Annotated in this window: 18 protein-coding genes and 1 pseudogene; 11 read left to right on the forward strand and 8 right to left on the reverse strand. The window is 58.7% G+C overall.

What is annotated here, in order from left to right; all coding sequences use genetic code 11:
• Positions 1-10: 10 nt before the first annotated feature.
• The 4 genes from mlaC (at position 11) to murA (ending at position 2,632) form a co-directional block, all read left to right on the forward strand.
• On the forward strand, positions 11-649 hold the full coding sequence (gene mlaC / locus HA48_RS07680; protein ID WP_128600491.1) for a phospholipid-binding protein MlaC: 639 nt from the start codon (positions 11-13) through the stop codon (positions 647-649).
• Positions 649-954: a lipid asymmetry maintenance protein MlaB gene (gene mlaB, locus HA48_RS07685; RefSeq protein ID WP_128600492.1), complete on the forward strand. Its 306-nt coding sequence runs from the start codon at positions 649-651 to the stop codon at positions 952-954. The genes mlaC and mlaB overlap by 1 nt, the downstream gene beginning before the upstream one ends.
• Before the next feature lie 114 nt (positions 955-1,068).
• A complete protein-coding gene (gene ibaG / locus HA48_RS07690; RefSeq protein ID WP_128600493.1) occupies positions 1,069-1,326 on the forward strand; it encodes a BolA family iron metabolism protein IbaG in 258 nt (85 codons plus the stop codon).
• A gap of 46 nt (positions 1,327-1,372) precedes the next feature.
• Entirely contained in the window at positions 1,373-2,632 is a 1,260-nt protein-coding gene (gene murA, locus HA48_RS07695) for a UDP-N-acetylglucosamine 1-carboxyvinyltransferase (RefSeq protein WP_128600494.1), read from the forward strand.
• A gap of 59 nt (positions 2,633-2,691) precedes the next feature.
• Here murA and HA48_RS07700 read toward each other — a convergent pair whose 3' ends face one another.
• Together HA48_RS07700 and ispB are read right to left on the reverse strand one after the other, a co-directional pair.
• Complete coding sequence (locus HA48_RS07700) at positions 2,692-2,985, reverse strand: helix-turn-helix domain-containing protein (RefSeq protein WP_128600495.1); 294 nt, start codon at positions 2,983-2,985, stop codon at positions 2,692-2,694.
• A gap of 232 nt (positions 2,986-3,217) precedes the next feature.
• Entirely contained in the window at positions 3,218-4,189 is a 972-nt protein-coding gene (ispB, locus tag HA48_RS07705) for an octaprenyl diphosphate synthase (RefSeq protein WP_128600496.1), read from the reverse strand.
• A gap of 254 nt (positions 4,190-4,443) precedes the next feature.
• On the opposite strand from ispB, the gene rplU reads away from it, so the two are divergent.
• The 3 genes from rplU to cgtA all read left to right on the forward strand — a co-directional run bounded on the left by rplU (position 4,444) and on the right by cgtA (position 6,453).
• Positions 4,444-4,755 (forward strand): 50S ribosomal protein L21, encoded by a 312-nt coding sequence (rplU, locus tag HA48_RS07710; RefSeq protein WP_021507728.1) that lies wholly within the window; start codon positions 4,444-4,446, stop codon positions 4,753-4,755.
• Positions 4,756-4,770: 15 nt separating this feature from the next.
• Positions 4,771-5,028 (forward strand): 50S ribosomal protein L27, encoded by a 258-nt coding sequence (gene rpmA, locus HA48_RS07715; protein WP_006121751.1) that lies wholly within the window; start codon positions 4,771-4,773, stop codon positions 5,026-5,028.
• Positions 5,029-5,277: 249 nt separating this feature from the next.
• Complete coding sequence (cgtA, locus tag HA48_RS07720) at positions 5,278-6,453, forward strand: Obg family GTPase CgtA (RefSeq protein ID WP_128600497.1); 1,176 nt, start codon at positions 5,278-5,280, stop codon at positions 6,451-6,453.
• Positions 6,454-6,591: 138 nt separating this feature from the next.
• Here cgtA and HA48_RS07725 read toward each other — a convergent pair whose 3' ends face one another.
• From HA48_RS07725 to HA48_RS07745, 5 genes are read right to left on the reverse strand one after another with little or no spacing between them, the layout of a single operon-like run.
• On the reverse strand, positions 6,592-7,008 hold the full coding sequence (locus HA48_RS07725) for a hotdog fold thioesterase (RefSeq protein WP_128600498.1): 417 nt from the start codon (positions 7,006-7,008) through the stop codon (positions 6,592-6,594).
• Between the two features lie 3 nt (positions 7,009-7,011).
• Positions 7,012-7,770 carry a 2,3-dihydro-2,3-dihydroxybenzoate dehydrogenase gene (dhbA, locus tag HA48_RS07730; RefSeq protein WP_128600499.1) on the reverse strand — a complete coding sequence of 253 codons (759 nt, stop codon included), beginning with the start codon at positions 7,768-7,770 and terminating at the stop codon, positions 7,012-7,014.
• Positions 7,767-8,621 (reverse strand): isochorismatase family protein, encoded by an 855-nt coding sequence (locus HA48_RS07735; protein ID WP_128600500.1) that lies wholly within the window; start codon positions 8,619-8,621, stop codon positions 7,767-7,769. The genes dhbA and HA48_RS07735 overlap by 4 nt, the downstream gene beginning before the upstream one ends.
• Before the next feature lie 16 nt (positions 8,622-8,637).
• A complete protein-coding gene (locus tag HA48_RS07740; RefSeq protein WP_128600501.1) occupies positions 8,638-10,254 on the reverse strand; it encodes a (2,3-dihydroxybenzoyl)adenylate synthase in 1,617 nt (538 codons plus the stop codon).
• A 10-nt stretch (positions 10,255-10,264) separates the two neighbouring features.
• Positions 10,265-11,446, reverse strand: coding sequence for an isochorismate synthase (locus tag HA48_RS07745; RefSeq protein WP_128600502.1), 1,182 nt, complete (start codon positions 11,444-11,446; stop codon positions 10,265-10,267).
• A 176-nt stretch (positions 11,447-11,622) separates the two neighbouring features.
• On the opposite strand from HA48_RS07745, the gene fepB reads away from it, so the two are divergent.
• Positions 11,623-12,588: a Fe2+-enterobactin ABC transporter substrate-binding protein gene (gene fepB / locus HA48_RS07750; protein ID WP_128600503.1), complete on the forward strand. Its 966-nt coding sequence runs from the start codon at positions 11,623-11,625 to the stop codon at positions 12,586-12,588.
• Here the strand turns inward: fepB and entS are convergent.
• Positions 12,534-13,832 (reverse strand): enterobactin transporter EntS, encoded by a 1,299-nt coding sequence (gene entS / locus HA48_RS07755; protein WP_128600504.1) that lies wholly within the window; start codon positions 13,830-13,832, stop codon positions 12,534-12,536. The two genes, fepB and entS, sit on opposite strands and share 55 nt — an antisense overlap.
• 213 nt (positions 13,833-14,045) lie before the next feature.
• Here entS and fepD point away from each other — a divergent pair.
• The 3 genes and pseudogenes from fepD to HA48_RS07770 all read left to right on the forward strand — a co-directional run bounded on the left by fepD (position 14,046) and on the right by HA48_RS07770 (position 16,742).
• A pseudogene (gene fepD / locus HA48_RS07760) lies at positions 14,046-14,968 on the forward strand (Fe(3+)-siderophore ABC transporter permease).
• The gene (gene fepG / locus HA48_RS07765; protein ID WP_128600505.1) at positions 14,965-15,948 is read left to right on the forward strand and encodes an iron-enterobactin ABC transporter permease; all 984 of its coding nucleotides are present in this window, start codon (positions 14,965-14,967) and stop codon (positions 15,946-15,948) included. Before fepD ends, fepG begins: the two are co-directional and overlap by 4 nt.
• The gene (locus HA48_RS07770) at positions 15,945-16,742 is read left to right on the forward strand and encodes an ATP-binding cassette domain-containing protein (RefSeq protein WP_128600506.1); all 798 of its coding nucleotides are present in this window, start codon (positions 15,945-15,947) and stop codon (positions 16,740-16,742) included. Before fepG ends, HA48_RS07770 begins: the two co-directional genes overlap by 4 nt.
• Positions 16,743-16,782 lie beyond the last annotated feature (40 nt).

A 16,782-nucleotide genomic window follows, 5' to 3' on the forward strand; every position in this document is an offset into this window, starting at 1 on the left:
GATGAACACGATGTTTAAACGTTTTCTGATGATTGCCCTGCTGGCCATTGCGCCCGTGGCGGCGAATGCAGCCGGTACGGACCAGAGCAACCCGTACAAGATGATGAATGAAGCGGCGGAAAAAACCTTTACGCGTCTGAAGAACGAACAGCCGAAGATCAAGCAGGACCCGAACTACCTGCGCCAGATCGTACGTGAAGAGCTGCTGCCCTATGTGCAGATTAAATACGCCGGTGCGCTGGTGCTGGGCCGTTACTACCGTGAAGCCACGCCTGCACAGCGTGACGCTTACTTTGCCGCATTTGGTGATTATCTGGCCCAGGCATATGGCCAGGCGCTGGCGCTCTACCATGGCCAGACGTATCAGATTCAGCCAGAGAAACCGATTGGCGATGCCAATATTGTCGCCATCCGTGTCACCATCCTTGACCCGAATGGTCGTCCGCCGGTGCGCCTGGATTTCCAGTGGCGTAAAAACAGCCAGACCGGTAACTGGCAGGCGTATGACATGGTGGCTGAAGGGATCAGCATGATTACCACCAAGCAGAATGAGTGGAGCGATCTGCTGCGTACCAAAGGCATTGATGGCCTCACCGCGCAGCTGAAAACCTACGCCGCACAGCCGATTACCCTGGATAAGCAGCAATAATGAGCGAACCTTTACGCTGGCAGCGCACGGCCAGCACGCTGGCTTTGAGCGGTAAGCTGGATCGGGACACGCTGCTGGCGCTGTGGCAGGATCGTGATACGGCGATGGCCGGTATCACGACCATCGATGTTGCGGCGCTGGAGAGGGTGGATTCTGCCGGGCTGGCGCTGCTGGTGCATCTGCGCGAAATTGCACGCGCCCAGGGCAGCACGCCGCTTTTCACCGGTATTACCGATAAGCTCCAGTCGCTGATCACGCTATACAATCTGCAGCAGATTATTGTTTCTGCGGAAAAAATCGCCTGATTGCCCGCTGGCTCTGCTAAGCCCCTGATTTTTTCAGGGGCTTTTGCGTATTTAAGAGTCTGGCGCTTTCCTCTAAGATACCCCTCTTATTATTATCAAGTGAAGCAATGAGCAATGGAAAATAGTGAAGTTCAGGCCGTGCTGATGCAGGCGCTGCCATTAGAAGAAGTACACGTACTCAGCAACGACGGCAGCCATTTCCAGGTTATCGCGGTTGGCGACATGTTTGGCGAACTGAGCCGCGTGAAGAAGCAGCAGGCTGTGTACGCGCCGCTGATGGAATACATTGCGGATAACCGTATTCATGCGGTTTCCATCAAGACCTATACCCCAGCCGAGTGGGCGCGCGACCGTAAACTCAACGGTTTCTGAGTGCCGCACTGGCTGTTTTATTGATTGATTATTGAGAGCCGTGTTAATGGACAAATTTCGTGTGCAAGGCCCCACCCGTTTAAGTGGTGAAGTGACCATTTCCGGGGCGAAAAATGCTGCGCTGCCGATTCTGTTTGCTGCCCTGCTGGCTGAAGAGCCGGTAGAGATTCAGAACGTGCCGAAGCTGCGTGATATCGATACCACCATGAAGCTGCTGAGCCTGCTGGGCGCACGCGTTGAGCGTAATGGTGCGGTTCACGTTGATGCTCGCGAAGTTAATGTTTTCAGCGCGCCGTACGACCTGGTGAAAACCATGCGTGCATCAATTTGGGCGCTGGGCCCGCTGGTGGCACGTTTTGGCCAGGGCCAGGTGTCGCTGCCGGGCGGCTGCGCCATCGGTGCACGTCCGGTTGATCTGCACATCACCGGTCTTGAGCAGCTGGGTGCGGAGATCAAGCTGGAAGAGGGCTACGTTAAAGCTTCCGTGAAGGGCCGTCTGAAGGGCGCGCACATCGTGATGGATAAAGTCAGCGTTGGCGCGACCGTGACCATCATGAGCGCCGCGACGCTCGCTACCGGCACAACCATCATTGAAAACGCCGCGCGCGAGCCAGAGATTGTCGATACGGCAAACTTCCTCAACACGCTGGGCGCGAAAATCAGCGGTGCCGGTACTGACAAAATCACCATTGAAGGCGTTGAGCGCCTGGGCGGCGGTGTTTACCGCGTGCTACCGGACCGCATTGAAACCGGTACATTCCTGGTCGCCGGTGCGATTTCACGTGGTAAAGTGGTGTGCCGCAATGCTCAGCCGGATACGCTGGATGCAGTACTGGCGAAGCTGCGTGACGCCGGTGCAGAGATTGAAGTGGGCGAGGATTGGGTCAGCCTGGATATGCACGGTAAGCGGCCTAAAGCTGTTAACGTGCGTACAGCGCCGCACCCGGGTTTCCCGACCGATATGCAGGCCCAGTTCACCCTGCTTAACCTGGTTGCAGAAGGGACCGGTGTGATTACCGAGACCATTTTCGAAAACCGCTTCATGCACATTCCGGAGCTGATCCGTATGGGCGCGCACGCGGAGATCGAAAGCAACACGGCCATCTGCCACGGCGTAGAAACGCTGTCGGGTGCGCAGGTGATGGCGACCGATCTGCGCGCATCAGCGAGTCTGGTGCTGGCGGGTTGCATTGCGGAAGGTACCACGGTGGTGGATCGCATCTACCATATCGATCGTGGTTACGAGCACATCGAAGATAAGCTGAAAGCGCTGGGCGCCAATATCGAACGCGTAAGCGGCGAATAATCTGGCGGCTTGTGCAGGCAGAAAACCAGACACGATAACGTGGCTGGTTTTTTTTCATCTTAGCGACGCGCTTTGATCTTTTTCAGATCCTGCGGCGATCGAATGCGCTTCTTACGATCCAGCAGCCGTGAGGTGACAGGATCAAAATAGCGGCTGGGCCAGATCTCGGAAGGGTGCACATTGAGTGCATTGGCGATCAGCCACTCTCCTTTCGGCCAGGGACGGCTCAGCGCGTTCGCTAAGGTCGATGAACTTAAACCCGATTGGCGCGATAGCGCAGCCATGGATGTCCCACGTTTGCGCAGGGCGGCAATGATATCCGCCGGGTGCCAATCCTCTCTCCTTGCATACATAACTCTCTTCTCCGTGTCCGTGTTATTACTGCCTCGCTGTTGTGTCAGCGCCAGGGCGGCGCAGAGACAACTGGAAAAATCCGGATTTTTATAGCAAATAATTTCCATAAGTTTCCAGTAATTGTTTTACCAGCGCACGAAACTGCGTCGCTTTTCGCAAAAAAGCTGCAAACGGATGTAAGCAAGTGGGGGGGAGGGGAAAGCGAACGGGGCCCGCAGGCCCCGTGTGAGATCAGAAGTCGCGCTGCACTGACATATGTGCCAGCGCTTCCAGCGCACTGCGCCAGGGGGTTTCAGGCAGGGCCTGTAGCGCCGCGATCGCTTTATCTGCCTCCTCTTCAGCACGCTGACGCGTCCAGGCCAGTGAACCGGTTTGCTGCATCGCAGCCAGTACCGGCTCCAGCAGATGACGTCCATTGCCCTCTTCAATGGCCTGACGAATCATCTGCGCCTGCTCTGGCGTGCCGTTATGCATGGCATGCAGCAGCGGCAGGGTCGGTTTACCCTCGCTGAGATCATCACCGGTGTTTTTTCCCAGCGTTTCGCCATCGGCACTGTAATCCAGTAAATCATCAATTAACTGGAAAGCCGTGCCGAGGTAGCGACCGTAATCCTGCAGCGCTTTTTCCTGTTCAGGCGAGGCTTCAGCGAGGATTGCAGACGCCTGCGATGCGGCTTCAAACAGGCGGGCTGTTTTGCTGTAAATCACCCGCATGTAGCTCTCTTCGGTGATGTCCGGATCGTTCACGTTCATCAGTTGAAGTACTTCACCCTCGGCGATCACGTTTACCGCTTCCGACATCAGCGCAAGGATCTTTAACGATCCCATACTGGTCATCATCTGGAAGGCGCGAGTGTAGATAAAATCGCCCACCAGCACGCTGGCAGCATTGCCGAACGCCGCGTTAGCGGTGGCTTTACCACGGCGCATATCGGATTCATCCACCACATCATCGTGCAGCAGCGTCGCCGTATGGATAAATTCGATCAGCGCCGCATTGGTAACGTGCAGCGACCCCTGATAATTGAGCGCACGTGCTGACAGCACCGCGATCATTGGCCGGATACGTTTGCCCCCGCCGCTGATGATGTAGTAGCCCAGCTGGTTAATCAGTGAGACATCTGAATTCAGCTGGTCGAGGATGGTCTGGTTGACGGCCGCCATGTCCTGCGCGGTTAATTCGTTTATCTGTTCTAAGTTCATTCGTCTGTTCAGCTTTGACTCGTTTTTTGCATGGTAAGCGCTTTTACCCAGCGTGAGTTCAGGTAATCTGTTACTGATTGTACTTGAAAAATTGGGTTGAGAAACGTTTGCATTCGCTCTGCGCTTTTTTTCTGCAAAGGAGTGCAAAGTGCACTTGTTTTCTACCGGGGATTTGCGTAGAATTCGCGCCCTATTGTGAATATTTATCGCGCCGCCTGATGAACAGAAAGGCATGCGCAGAAGCGGAGTTTTATATGTACGCGGTTTTCCAAAGTGGTGGTAAACAACACCGAGTAAGCGAAGGTCAGACCGTTCGCCTGGAAAAGCTGGACATCGCAACCGGTGAAACCATCGAGTTTGACCAGGTTCTGATGATTGCAAATGGCGAAGACGTGAAAATCGGCGCGCCACTGGTTTCAGGCGGTGTGATCAAAGCAGAAGTTGTTGCTCACGGTCGTGGCGAGAAAATTAAAATCGTTAAGTTTCGTCGTCGTAAACACTACCGTAAGCAAGCTGGTCACCGTCAGTGGTTCACTGATGTGAAAATCACTGTGATCAGCGCGTAAGAGGAGATCTGACAAATGGCACATAAAAAGGCTGGTGGCTCGACTCGTAACGGTCGCGACTCCAACGCAAAACGTCTGGGTGTTAAGCGTTTCGGTGGTGAATCTGTTCTGGCAGGTAGCATCATCGTTCGTCAGCGTGGTACCAAATTCCACGCCGGTAACAACGTAGGCTGTGGTCGTGACCACACCCTGTTTGCTACCGCAGACGGCAAAGTTAAATTCGAAGTTAAAGGTCCGAACAACCGTAAATACATCAGCATCGTTGCTGAGTAAGGTTGTCGTGCCGCAGACGTTAACCGTCTGAATACACGAATGGAAGGCCCCGCAGCTTTGCGGGGCTTTTTACATTCTGCCGCAGGTTACGGAACACGTTCTGATCTTGCGGCACTGTTTGCTGTACAATTAATGTACATATGGCATTGCCAATCCTGTATTATCCGCCGCCGGTCAGCGCAGAAGACCCTGGCGGACCCGTTTGCCGCCTGCAGGCTGGCGCAAACGACAGTGTGACGGAGATTAAAAATGAAGTTTGTTGATGAAGCGACGATCCTTGTGGTCGCGGGTGATGGCGGTAATGGTTGCGTAAGCTTCCGCCGTGAAAAATATATTCCGAAAGGTGGCCCGGACGGTGGCGACGGTGGCGACGGCGGTGACGTCTATCTGCTGGCGGATGAAAACCTTAACACCCTGATCGATTATCGCTTTGAGAAAGCTTTCCGCGCCGAGCGTGGCCAGAACGGCCAGAGCCGTGATTGCACCGGCAAGCGTGGGAAAGACGTAACGATTAAAGTGCCAGTGGGCACCCGTGTAATTGACCAGGGCACGGGCGAAACGCTGGGCGATATGACGCGCCACGAGCAGAAGCTGATGGTGGCAAAAGGCGGCTGGCATGGCCTGGGCAACACGCGTTTTAAATCGTCTGTTAACCGTACGCCGCGTCAGAAAACCATGGGTACGCCGGGTGAGAAACGTGACCTGCAGCTGGAGCTGATGCTGCTGGCGGATGTGGGGATGCTTGGCCTGCCAAATGCCGGCAAATCGACCTTTATCCGTTCGGTCTCTGCGGCGAAGCCAAAAGTGGCGGATTATCCGTTCACCACCTTAGTGCCGAGCCTTGGCGTGGTCCGTATGGACAGCGAGAAGAGCTTTGTGGTGGCGGATATCCCGGGCCTGATTGAGGGCGCAGCAGATGGCGCCGGTCTGGGTATTCGCTTCCTGAAGCACCTTGAGCGCTGCCGCGTACTGCTGCACCTGATTGACCTTGCGCCTATCGATGAGTCTGATCCGGTTGAGAACGCCCGCATCATTCTGGGTGAGCTGGAGAAATACAGTGAGAAGCTGTTCCGCAAGCCGCGCTGGCTGGTGTTTAACAAATGTGATCTGCTGGACCGTGAAGAGGCGGAACGTCGCGCCAAAGCGGTGGTAGAAGCGTTGGGCTGGGAAGAGAAGTACTATCTGATCTCTGCGGCCAGCCATGATGGCGTGAAAGATCTCTGCTGGGACGTGATGACCTTTATCATCGAGAACCCGAAAGAAGCCGAAGAAGAAGCGAAAGAGCCGGAGAAAGTGGCCTTCATGTGGGATGACTATCACCGTGAAGCCCTGGAAACCGCGCAGGAAGCCGAAGAGGACGATGACTGGGATGAAGACTGGGATGATGAGGACGACGAAGGCGTCGAAATCATTTATCAGCGCTAATGTCGTTTATCTGAGCCGTTGAGGGTGCGCATGAGTGCGCACCCTGGGTTAATCTCTGACAGCGGCACATAAATGCACATCCAGCCCTAAGGTCGCCATGCATGCGACCTCCATCTGCAACAAAACACGTCAGTAAAACTACCCCAGCACCGCCACCGTCAGCCTCGACGTACAGCACAACTGATCGCGCCCGTTACGGATCTCAATCTCCCAGCTTTGATTGCGGGCCCCCAAATGCAAGGGACGGCAGATACCGCGCACTTCGCCGCTGCTTACCGCGCGATGATGGCTGGCGCTCACCTCAATGCCGACCACGCTTTTGCCTTCATCAACACTGAGGTAACCCGCGATCGATCCCATCGACTCAGCCAGCACCACCGATGCGCCGCCGTGCAGCAATCCGAAGGGTTGTTGGGTACGTGCATCCACCGGCATGGTGGCTTCCAGATAATCCTCACCGATCGCGGTGAAGACAATGCCAACGTGAGCGACCAGTGAGTTATCGCCCATCCTGTTGAGCGTCTCAAGATCAACTGACCGTTTCCAGATTGCCATGCTTCAGGCTCCCAGCGTTGCGCCACCATCCACCACGATATCCTGCAGCACCACATGGCTGGCAAGATCCGAGGCAAGGAACAGAACGTTGTTCACGATCTCCTGCGGCTTCGCGATCTTGCGCAGCGGGATCCCCAGCTTGTACTGATCCGGGAAGCCATTGATCATCTCCTGCTCGGCTTCAGGCGTGTGCCACAGGCTGCGCTGCATATCGGTATCCGTAGAACCCGGCGAAACAATATTACAGCGCACGCCATATGGCGCCATCTCCAGTCCAACAGTCTGACACAGGCTGCGCAGGGCGGCTTTTGAGGCACCATATGCCGACATTCCCAGACGCGGTGCGTGTGCGGCGTTAGAGGCGATAGTCACAATCGCGCCGGCGCGCTGCTGGCGGAACACGGGCAGCGTCTGCTGGAACATATTGAACGCGCCGCCGGCATTGACCGCCAGACACGCCTGCCAGTCAGCAAAGGTCAGTTCATCGGTGCTGCCGATGCGCAGAATACCGGCACCGTTCACCAGCACATCCAGACGCGGCTGCTCTGAGAGCAGGCGCCGGCACAGGCTTTTTACCGCGCCGGCATCAGCCACATCCAGCAACTGCGTGGCAAACGGATAGTCAGCCTGATCGAAACGCAGATCGAAGCCTACGACCTGCGCGCCGGCCTGCTGAAAGGCCAGGGCTGTGTGATAGCCGATGCCTTTACCTGCGCCGGTGACCCAGACAATCTTGCCGCTAAAATCGAAGGAGGCACTCATTTGGCCGGCACCCGAGACAGCAGCGCCCACCAGCCATCAATGCTGGGGTTCTTCGCCAGGCTGACAAAATCAATGTCGCGGTGCACCTGGCGCCAGCGCGCGGCCAGCGCCATCACGCGCACCGAATCAAGGCCGTAATCGATCAGGTTCTCATCATCTTCCGGTACGTCGTCATCTTCCAGCAGCGGCAGAATCAGCGCACGCAGCTCATCTTTGCTGAGCGGCAGCGGCATTAAGTCGGCGGTCATTACCACTTTACCGCTGCGTCCGGCGGTGTAAGTCAGCGCCATCATGTGCTCTTCGCGTGAGAAGTCGGCCAGCGCATCGGCCACCATGAACGGCTGGATATTACGCATAAAAGCATCGGTTGCCGTGGTCAGACAGCCGATGTGCGCATAGACGCCGGTAATGATTAGCTGGTCGCGTCCCATCTCCTGCAGCGTCGCTTCCAGCGGCGAACGGACAAACGCGCTGTAGCGCCATTTGGTCAGTACCTGATCGTCCTGATCCGGCGCCAGCGCCGCCACGATCTTCTGCTGCTCCGGATGCTTGTTCAGGCCCGGGCCCCACATATCATTAAGCAGCGCACGATCTTCATCACTCTGCTGGTTCGGCTGGGCGGTATAAAACACCGGGATCCCCTGAGCTTTACACCAGGCACGCAGGCGCGCGATGTTCTCCACCACCTGGTTCACCAGCGGGCTATTTTCACCCCAGAAGTTCAGGAAATAGGCCTGCATATCGTGAATCAGCAGCGCCGCACGCTGGGGCTCAACGGTCCACTGCACTTTATTGGCCGGCAACTCGGCTGCTTCAGGCAGTGCATAAGCGTTCAGTTTTGGAATAGCCATTACAATCTCCGGAAAATCAGGCTTGCGCTTGTTGATCGGCAAGCTGTTGACGTAAACGTTTTTTATCTACCTTGCCCACCGGGGTCAGCGGCAGGGCGTCTACGCAGGTAATACGGTCTGGTAATTTGAACTCGGCGATGCCCAGTTCACGCAAATGGCGGCGCAGCGCAACCGGTTTTACCGGCTGACGGGCAACGATAAAGGCGCAGCTCTTCTCCCCCATCAGCTCGTCATGCATTGAGACCAGCGCAGCATGGATCACATCGGGATGGCGCAGCAGCAGGTTTTCGATCTCTTCAGCGGCGATCTTCTCACCCCCGCGGTTGATCTGATCCTTCTCGCGGCCCTGCACGGTGATATAGCCCTGCGCATTCATCTCGATCAAATCGCCTGAACAGTAGAAACCGTCGGCGTTAAAACTGGCTGCGTTATGCTCCGGGCTGTTGTAGTAGCCGCGGAAGGTATAGGGGCCGCGCGTCATCAGGCGACCCACCGATCCCGGCGGCAGCGGCTGTCCCTGTTCATCCGCCACCCACACTTCATCATCCTCAGAAATCGGCCGCCCCTGCGTGGTAAGCACGGTGTGTTCGTCATCACCGAAGCGGGTGTAGTTGACCAAACCTTCGGCCATACCGAACACCTGCTGTAACTGACAGCCAATCTCAGTCTGAATTCTTGCAGCCAGGGTCTCTCCCAGCTTCGCGCCACCCACCTGAATGCGCTGCAGCGAGGCCAGCTGCCGGTTGCTGCCCCACTCCTGAATAGCCTGCAGCCACAGGCTGACCGCCGGCGGCACCAGGCCGGTATCGGTCACCTGATGTTTCTCAATCAGCGGGAAGCACAGCGTGGCGCTCGGGTCGGCCGCCAGAATCACCTGGCCGCCGGCATAGAACACGCCAAGCGAACCGGGTGAGCTCATGGCAAAGTTATGGGGCGCGGGCAGGGCGATGAGATAACGCGTATCAGCATTAATCAGGCAGATCTCATCGCTGGCGCGGATGCTGTAGTAGTAATCGTTGTGCGTGCGCGGAATCAGCTTTGGCGTGCCGGTGCTGCCACCGGATAGCTGGAAAAAGGCCACTTCGTCGCCGGCGGTTGGCGTCGGCTGGAAATCCCCTGCGGCTTCCGCCTGCAGCGCTTCCAGGGTGTTTTCCGGCTGGTGGTCATTACGCAGAATCACCTGCTGCAGCGAGGGCTGCGCGGCACACAGGGTATTGATGAAGTCATCTGTGGCAAACAGGGCATGCTGACGATCGGCGATCAGCAGCCTGGGCGCGATCTGCTGCGCATAGGCCAGCAGCTCGGTGCGCTGATGGCTGAACAGCGCATATACCGGGGCCACACCGAGCTTAAACATAGCAAATACCGTGACATAAAAATCAGCCACATTACCAAGCTGTACCAGCGCGGTATCGCCGTTTTGCAGGCCACGGCGCTGCAGCGCGGCAGCAAGATTGTCACTGCGCTGCGCCAGCTGGCGATAGCTCAGCTGCACATCGCCTTCGATAACGGCGATCGCGTCATTGTGGCGGTGGCGATCGAGAATGTCCGTCATCGGCACATCAAGCCAGTAGCCTTTAGCACGGTAACGCGCCGCTAAATCGTCCGGCCAGCGGGTATAGGGAATGCTCATGCTTGTTCCTTTATTGCAGTCCAAAAGCGCGCAACATCGTGTCCAGTTTCACGCCGGTTTCACGCCATTCTGATTCAGGTTGAGAATCGGCGACAATGCCCGCGCCGGCAAACAGGCGTACGCGTGCGCCATGCACCGTACCGCAGCGGATGGTCACGACCCATTCACCGTTGCCTTCGCTGTCGCACCAGCCGACGATACCGCCAAACAGCTGGCGATCGAACGGCTCCAGCTGCTGAATCAGCTGCTGAGCGCGCGCGTGCGGAAACCCGCTCAGCGCCGGCGTAGGGTGTAGCAGACAGGCCAGCGACAGGGCATTTTCACGCTCATCCTGCACTTCACCGTCAATCTGCGTGGCAAGGTGCCATAAGGTGGCGGTGGTGATCAGTGAGGGCACCGTTGGCACCGACAGCAAACGGCTGCGCGGCTGCAGCGTGGCGCGCATGGCATCGGTCACCAGCTGGTGTTCGTGGCGATCTTTGCCGGAGTGCATCAGCGTGTTACCCGCAGCGCGATCCTCGCTGGCACTATCCGGATGACGCCGAGCCGATCCGGCCAGCGGGCAGGAGCTAAAATCGCGCCCCTGTTTACGCAGCATCAGCTCCGGACTGGCGCCGACCAGCGCGCCGCCTTCGGCCAGCGGCACATGGAAGTGGTAGCTATTGGGGTTTTGCGCAATCACGCGCTGTATCAGCGCAGCGGTATCGACAGGGTGCTCCGTCACAATATCCATCAGGCGCGACAGCACCACTTTATCGGGGTCACCGCCTTGAATCGTGGCAACCGCATCCGCCACCATGCGGGTGAAAACAGCGTGATCCGGCACGGCGGTACGGCGGCGTACCTGCGGCAGTTCGCTGAGCGAAGAGGGCAGCGCGCTCTGCAGATCGGCACGGTTAAAGGTGCGATGAGATTCCGGAATGAACAGCGCGGCAGGCTGGCTGACATCAAACGGGATGGCGCCAACCAGAATCGGGTTCGCAATGCCCTGTTTCTTTGCCGCCGCAAAGTGCTGGCGCAGCTGCTGTTGAAAATCACCCTGCAGCAGGGCCGCATCCTGAACCGGCGTAGCGATCGTGGTATAGCACCCTTGTGTAACCAGGCTGCGCCATGGCGAGGTAAACAGAAAGCCGCGGCACAGCGCGGAAAAATCCTTCAGCCAGGCATTTTCAAACGTGGAGGTTTCCACCATAATTTTCACCTATAAATGATAAGATTATTAAGAATGATTATCATTTTTATTATGGCCCTGTAACCTACGTCGAATGGATTTCAGAGTCAATCCATTCGCGGGATTTTGCATGCGTTTGCGCGTAATAAACGCGTGACGCCAGGCCAGGCTTTAAGCTAAAAGGTGGACCAAAACTTATGAATAAATGCGGTTTATGGGGCATGGTTGCTCTGCTGTTCATTTTCCAGACTTTCACCAGCGTGGCGCGTGCCGAACAGGGCTGGCCACGGACCGTGCAGGGGGCAAACGGGGCGGTGACGCTGCAACAGCCGCCACAGCGCATTGTCTCCACCAGCGTGACGCTGACCGGCTCGCTGCTGGCTATTGATGCGCCCGTTGTTGCCTCAGGCGCAACCGCACCCAACAGCCACCTTGCGGATGGTCAGGGCTTTTTCCGCCAGTGGAGTGAGGTGGCACAGCAGCGCCATCTGAAGCGCCTTTATATTGGCGAGCCCAGCGCCGAAGCCATTGCGGCGGAAGCGCCGGACCTGATTATCGTGAGTGCTACCGGCAACGACTCCGCCATTAAACTGGTGAGCCAGCTTTCGGCCATCGCCCCCACGCTGGTGATCAACTATGACGACAAAAGCTGGCAGGAGGTGGTGGCTGAGCTTGGCCGCGCGACCGGCCATGAAGCGCAGGCCGCACAGCGCGTCCAGGCGTTCGATGCGCGTGAAGCCGCGCTGAAAAAAGCCATTACGCTGCCGCCGCAGCCGGTTTCGGCGATGGTCTGGAACGGCGACGGGCGCGCGGTGAATGTCTGGACCGGCGCGTCGGCACAGGGCAAGCTGCTGCAGCAGCTGGGCTTTACGCTGGCGCTGCCGCCGGCGGACGCGCAGCAGGGCCACAGTATGGGCCAGCGCAAGGACATCATTCAGCTCTCAGGTGAGAACCTTGCGACGAACCTGACCGGCAAAACGTTCCTGCTGTTTGCCGGCGATGATAAAACCGCGCAATCGGTGCTGAGCAATCCTTTCCTGGCGCATCATGCCGCGGTAACCAACCATCAGGTCTACGCGCTGGGCATTGACACCTTCCGCCTCGATTACTACAGCGCCAGCAATCTGCTGGCGCGTCTGGAAAAGCTCTTTGTTAAATCATGATGCTGCTGCGCCGGCGTCGGTGCCGGCGTTTGATAACTGCGCAGGCGCCGCATCACCAGCCACATCAGCATGCCCAGCAGCGCTGCCGTAAAGCCAAACACGGCCGCGGCCTGCGGTGGCAGCAGCCACGATCCCATCGCGCCCAGCAGCGCGGCACCGATAGCATCGCCGGTGACGTTCTGCGCCGTCCATAAGCCATTAATCCTCCCCAGCAGGTGATCGGGCGTCAGCTGCTGGATCATGGCGTACTGAATCAAACTGTTGATAGCGCTGAAGTAGCCAAACGCCACCAGACAGAGCAGCCCCAGCGGCAGGCTGGGCATCAGGCTGAACAGGCCAAGCGCGAGAAAGGCGGCAATGGCGCTGCCAAGTATCAGCTGACCCGGACGCGCAGCGTGCTTGAGTCTGCCGCTGGTGAGAGCCCCGATGGCCGCACCGAGCGGTACCGCAGCGTACATCATGCCCAGCTGGTCAGCAGTGACCGACCAGTGTGGCGCCAGCGCCGGATAGAGTACCCGCACGGCGCTTGCCAGCGTCACCAGCGCGCCAATCAACGCCACCATGCCAACAATCGGGCTGGCGAACAGGAACTGCACGCCCGCCGCCAGCGATTTCAGCGGATGTTCGCGCGGCTGCGGCGGCGGCGCCAGCAGGGGCAGTTTCAGTAAGGTCAGCACGGTCAGTAGCGTACCGAATGCCGCCAGGCCGTAATTCCACACCACGCCGCCATGGGCGATAATCACACCAGCAATCGCTGGCGAAAGGATCGAGCCAAAACGTACCGTCAGCATGGTTATCGCACCGGCCTGCATAAGATTTTCGCGGCCTACCAGCGCGGGTGTGGCCGCCAGCAGTGCGGTAACACCGATTGCGCCGAAGAATCCATCCCAAAAGCCCAGCAGATAGACGGCCGTCAGTGAGGGCGCCGGTAGCGCGGCGTTAACCGCCAGCGCGACGAAGCCAAGACCGCAGGTGGAGCGGGCAAAGAGGATGAGCTTTTTACGCTCATAGCGATCCGCCAGCACGCCGCCAAACAGCAGGCCGATAAACATGCCGGAGGCGGATAGCGTAACCGCCAGGCCCACCAGCAGCGGTGAGTGCGTCATCTGCTGAATCTGCACCGGCACGGCAACGGCCAGCATGCCGAGCGCAACAATCGAAATGAAGCGTGCGATAAACACGGCGCGAAACGCAGCGTGCGTTTTCAGCAGCGAGAGATCAATAAAATGGGAGGATTTGTTCATTTGTTCGCCTTTTTGCACCAATTTTCCTCATCGTCCGCGAGGCGAGTCATGGTAACATAGGCAAACGCGAGTAATAACGATAACAAATATCATTATCAAATTACGCTGCGTCAGCAATGACGCTGAACAGTGAAGGTTTAGAACGCTATGCGCCAGATTCGTGCATTAGCAGGCTCAGGGATTCTGCTCTTGCTCCTCATCGCACTCAGCCTGATGCTGGGGGCGAAATCCATACCGCTTTCCGATGTTTATCACTCTCTCACCGCCGATTGCACCCGCGCGGAGTGCATTATTGTGCGTGACGCGCGCCTGCCGCGCACGCTGGCTGGTTTACTGGCCGGCGTTGCGCTGGGGCTGGCCGGCGCCTGATGCAGAGCCTGACGCGTAATCCGCTGGCGGAGCCGGGCATTCTTGGCGTGAACGCCGGGGCCGGTTTCGCCATTGTGCTCGGTATAGCACTGTTTGGTGCGGATACTCCACTGGCGTGGCTGGCGCTGGCCTTTAGCGGCGCGCTGCTGGCCTCGCTGCTGATGACGATAATCGGCGCGATGGGCGGCGGGCGCGTTAACCCGGTGCGCTTAACGCTGGCCGGCGTGGCGCTGGCCGCCGTGCTGGAAGGACTCACCTCGGGCTTATCGCTGCTCAATCCGGACATCTACGATCACCTGCGCTTCTGGCAAAGCGGCTCGCTGGATATCCGCGATTTTGCGGCGCTGCGCACGCTGTTCCCGGCGGTGCTGGTCGGCGGCGCGGTCGCTATCAGCCTGGCGCAGGCGCTGAACAGCCTGAGCATGGGCGGCGATATGGCGGCTGCGCTGGGCACGCGCGTTATCCGCACGCAACTGCTGGGACTGCTGGCGATTGCCCTGCTCAGCGGTGCGGCCACCGCAGCCGTCGGACCCATCGCCTTTATTGGCCTGATGACGCCGCACCTGGCGCGCTGGCTGGTGGGTAACGATCACCGCTGGCTGCTGCCGGCTACGGCGCTGATTACGCCGATCCTGCTGCTGGCGGCAGATATTCTGGGGCGTGTGATGGTGGCAGGCGAGCTACGCGTGTCTATCGTTACCGCGATTCTGGGCGCGCCGATGTTGATTGTGCTGGTGCGCCGTAAGCTCGGGCGAGGTGCGCTATGACGCGGCGTGCCTGGCTTCATGGCTGCTGGCTGGTGCTGGCGTGCGCGCTGCTGGCATGGCTGGCGCTGACGCGCGGTGCCTTACCGATCGGTGGAGAACAGATATGGCAGGCGCTGCGCGGCCAGGGCGCGGCCAATATCCAGCTGATCGTCGTGCAGTGGCGGCTGCCGCGCCTGCTGATGGCACTGCTGATTGGCGCGGCGCTCGGCGTGAGCGGCGCCATTTTCCAGTCGCTGCTGCGTAATCCGCTCGGCAGCCCCGATATTCTTGGCTTTAATACCGGCGCCTACAGCGGCGTGCTGGTGGCACTGGTGCTGTTCAATCAAAGCATCACGGCGATGACCGGGGCCGCGCTGCTGGGCGGCATTGCCACCGCTGCGCTGGTCTATGCGTTTGCCTGGCGCAACGGCGTAGAGACCTTCCGCCTGATCATCGTCGGTATCAGCGTGCGTGCGCTGCTGATGGCGCTGAATAGCTGGCTGATTATCAGCGCGTCGCTGGAGTCTGCGCTCAGCGCCGGGCTCTGGAGCGCCGGTTCGCTCAACGGCATTACCTGGGCGAAAACGCCGCCGGTGGTAGCGGTACTGTTGGCATCGCTGCTGCTGACAGGGCTGCTGGCGCGTCGCATGCGCCTGCTGGAGATGGGTGACGACACCTCCTGCGCGCTGGGCATCCCGGTGGAGCGCAGCCGGCTATGGCTGATGCTGCTGGGCGTGCTGCTGACGGCGGCATCGACTGCGCTGGTGGGGCCTGTCTCCTTTGTGGCATTGCTGGCACCGCAGATTGCCCGACGGCTGGGCGGTGGCGAGAAGGGCGCGCTGTGGCTGGCGGCCCTGTGCGGAGCGCTGTTACTGACCGCTGCGGACTATGCGGCGCAGCATCTCTTCCTGCCTTATCAATTACCGGTTGGCGTGATTACCGTCAGCCTCGGTGGTCTCTATCTTATTGCCTTACTGGTGCGGGAGGCGCGACGCCAATGACCGATATTCCTTCACGGCTCTCTGGCACGGGCCTGACGCTGGGCTACGACAAAAAAGTGGTGGCGGAGAATCTCTCCGTGACGATCCCGGAAGGTGAGCTGACGGTGATTATCGGGCCGAACGCCTGCGGTAAATCGACGCTCCTGCGTACGCTCAGCCGCCTGCATACGCCGCTGAAAGGCGACGTCCTGCTGGATGGCGAGGCAATAGCCCGCTATCCCACCAAAGAGGTGGCACGCCGTCTGGGCCTGCTGCCGCAAAGTTCTCACGCACCGGCGGGCATCAGCGTGTCGGAACTGGTGGCGCGCGGGCGCTATCCACATCAGTCGCTGTTTGGGCGCTGGCGCACAGAGGATGAAGCCGCTGTACAGCAGGCGATGCAGGCCACCGGCGTTGCCGATCTGGCCCGGCAGTCGGTGGATACGCTCTCCGGCGGGCAGCGGCAGCGTGTCTGGATCGCGATGGTACTGGCCCAGCAAACGCCGCTGCTGCTGCTGGATGAACCCACGACATGGCTGGATATCAGCCACCAGATTGAGCTGCTGGAGTTAATGCAGACGTTGAATCAGCAGCACGGACGCACGCTGGTGGTGGTGCTGCACGATCTCAATCACGCCTGTCGCTACGCTTCACACCTGATTGCGATGCGTCACGGAAAAATCATTGCGGAAGGCAAGCCGTCGGAGATTGTCACGCCGGCCCTGATTGAGCAGGTGTACGGTTTGCGCTGCGTAATTGTGGAGGATCCGGTGGCGCATACGCCGATGATTGTGCCGCTCGGTCGCGGTCAGTAAGGATAGTGCGCGGCGGCCCCCGCAGAGGAGGGACCGCCGG

The organism is Pantoea wallisii (assembly GCF_002095485.1).
Classification (GTDB): Bacteria; Pseudomonadota; Gammaproteobacteria; order Enterobacterales; family Enterobacteriaceae; genus Pantoea; species Pantoea wallisii.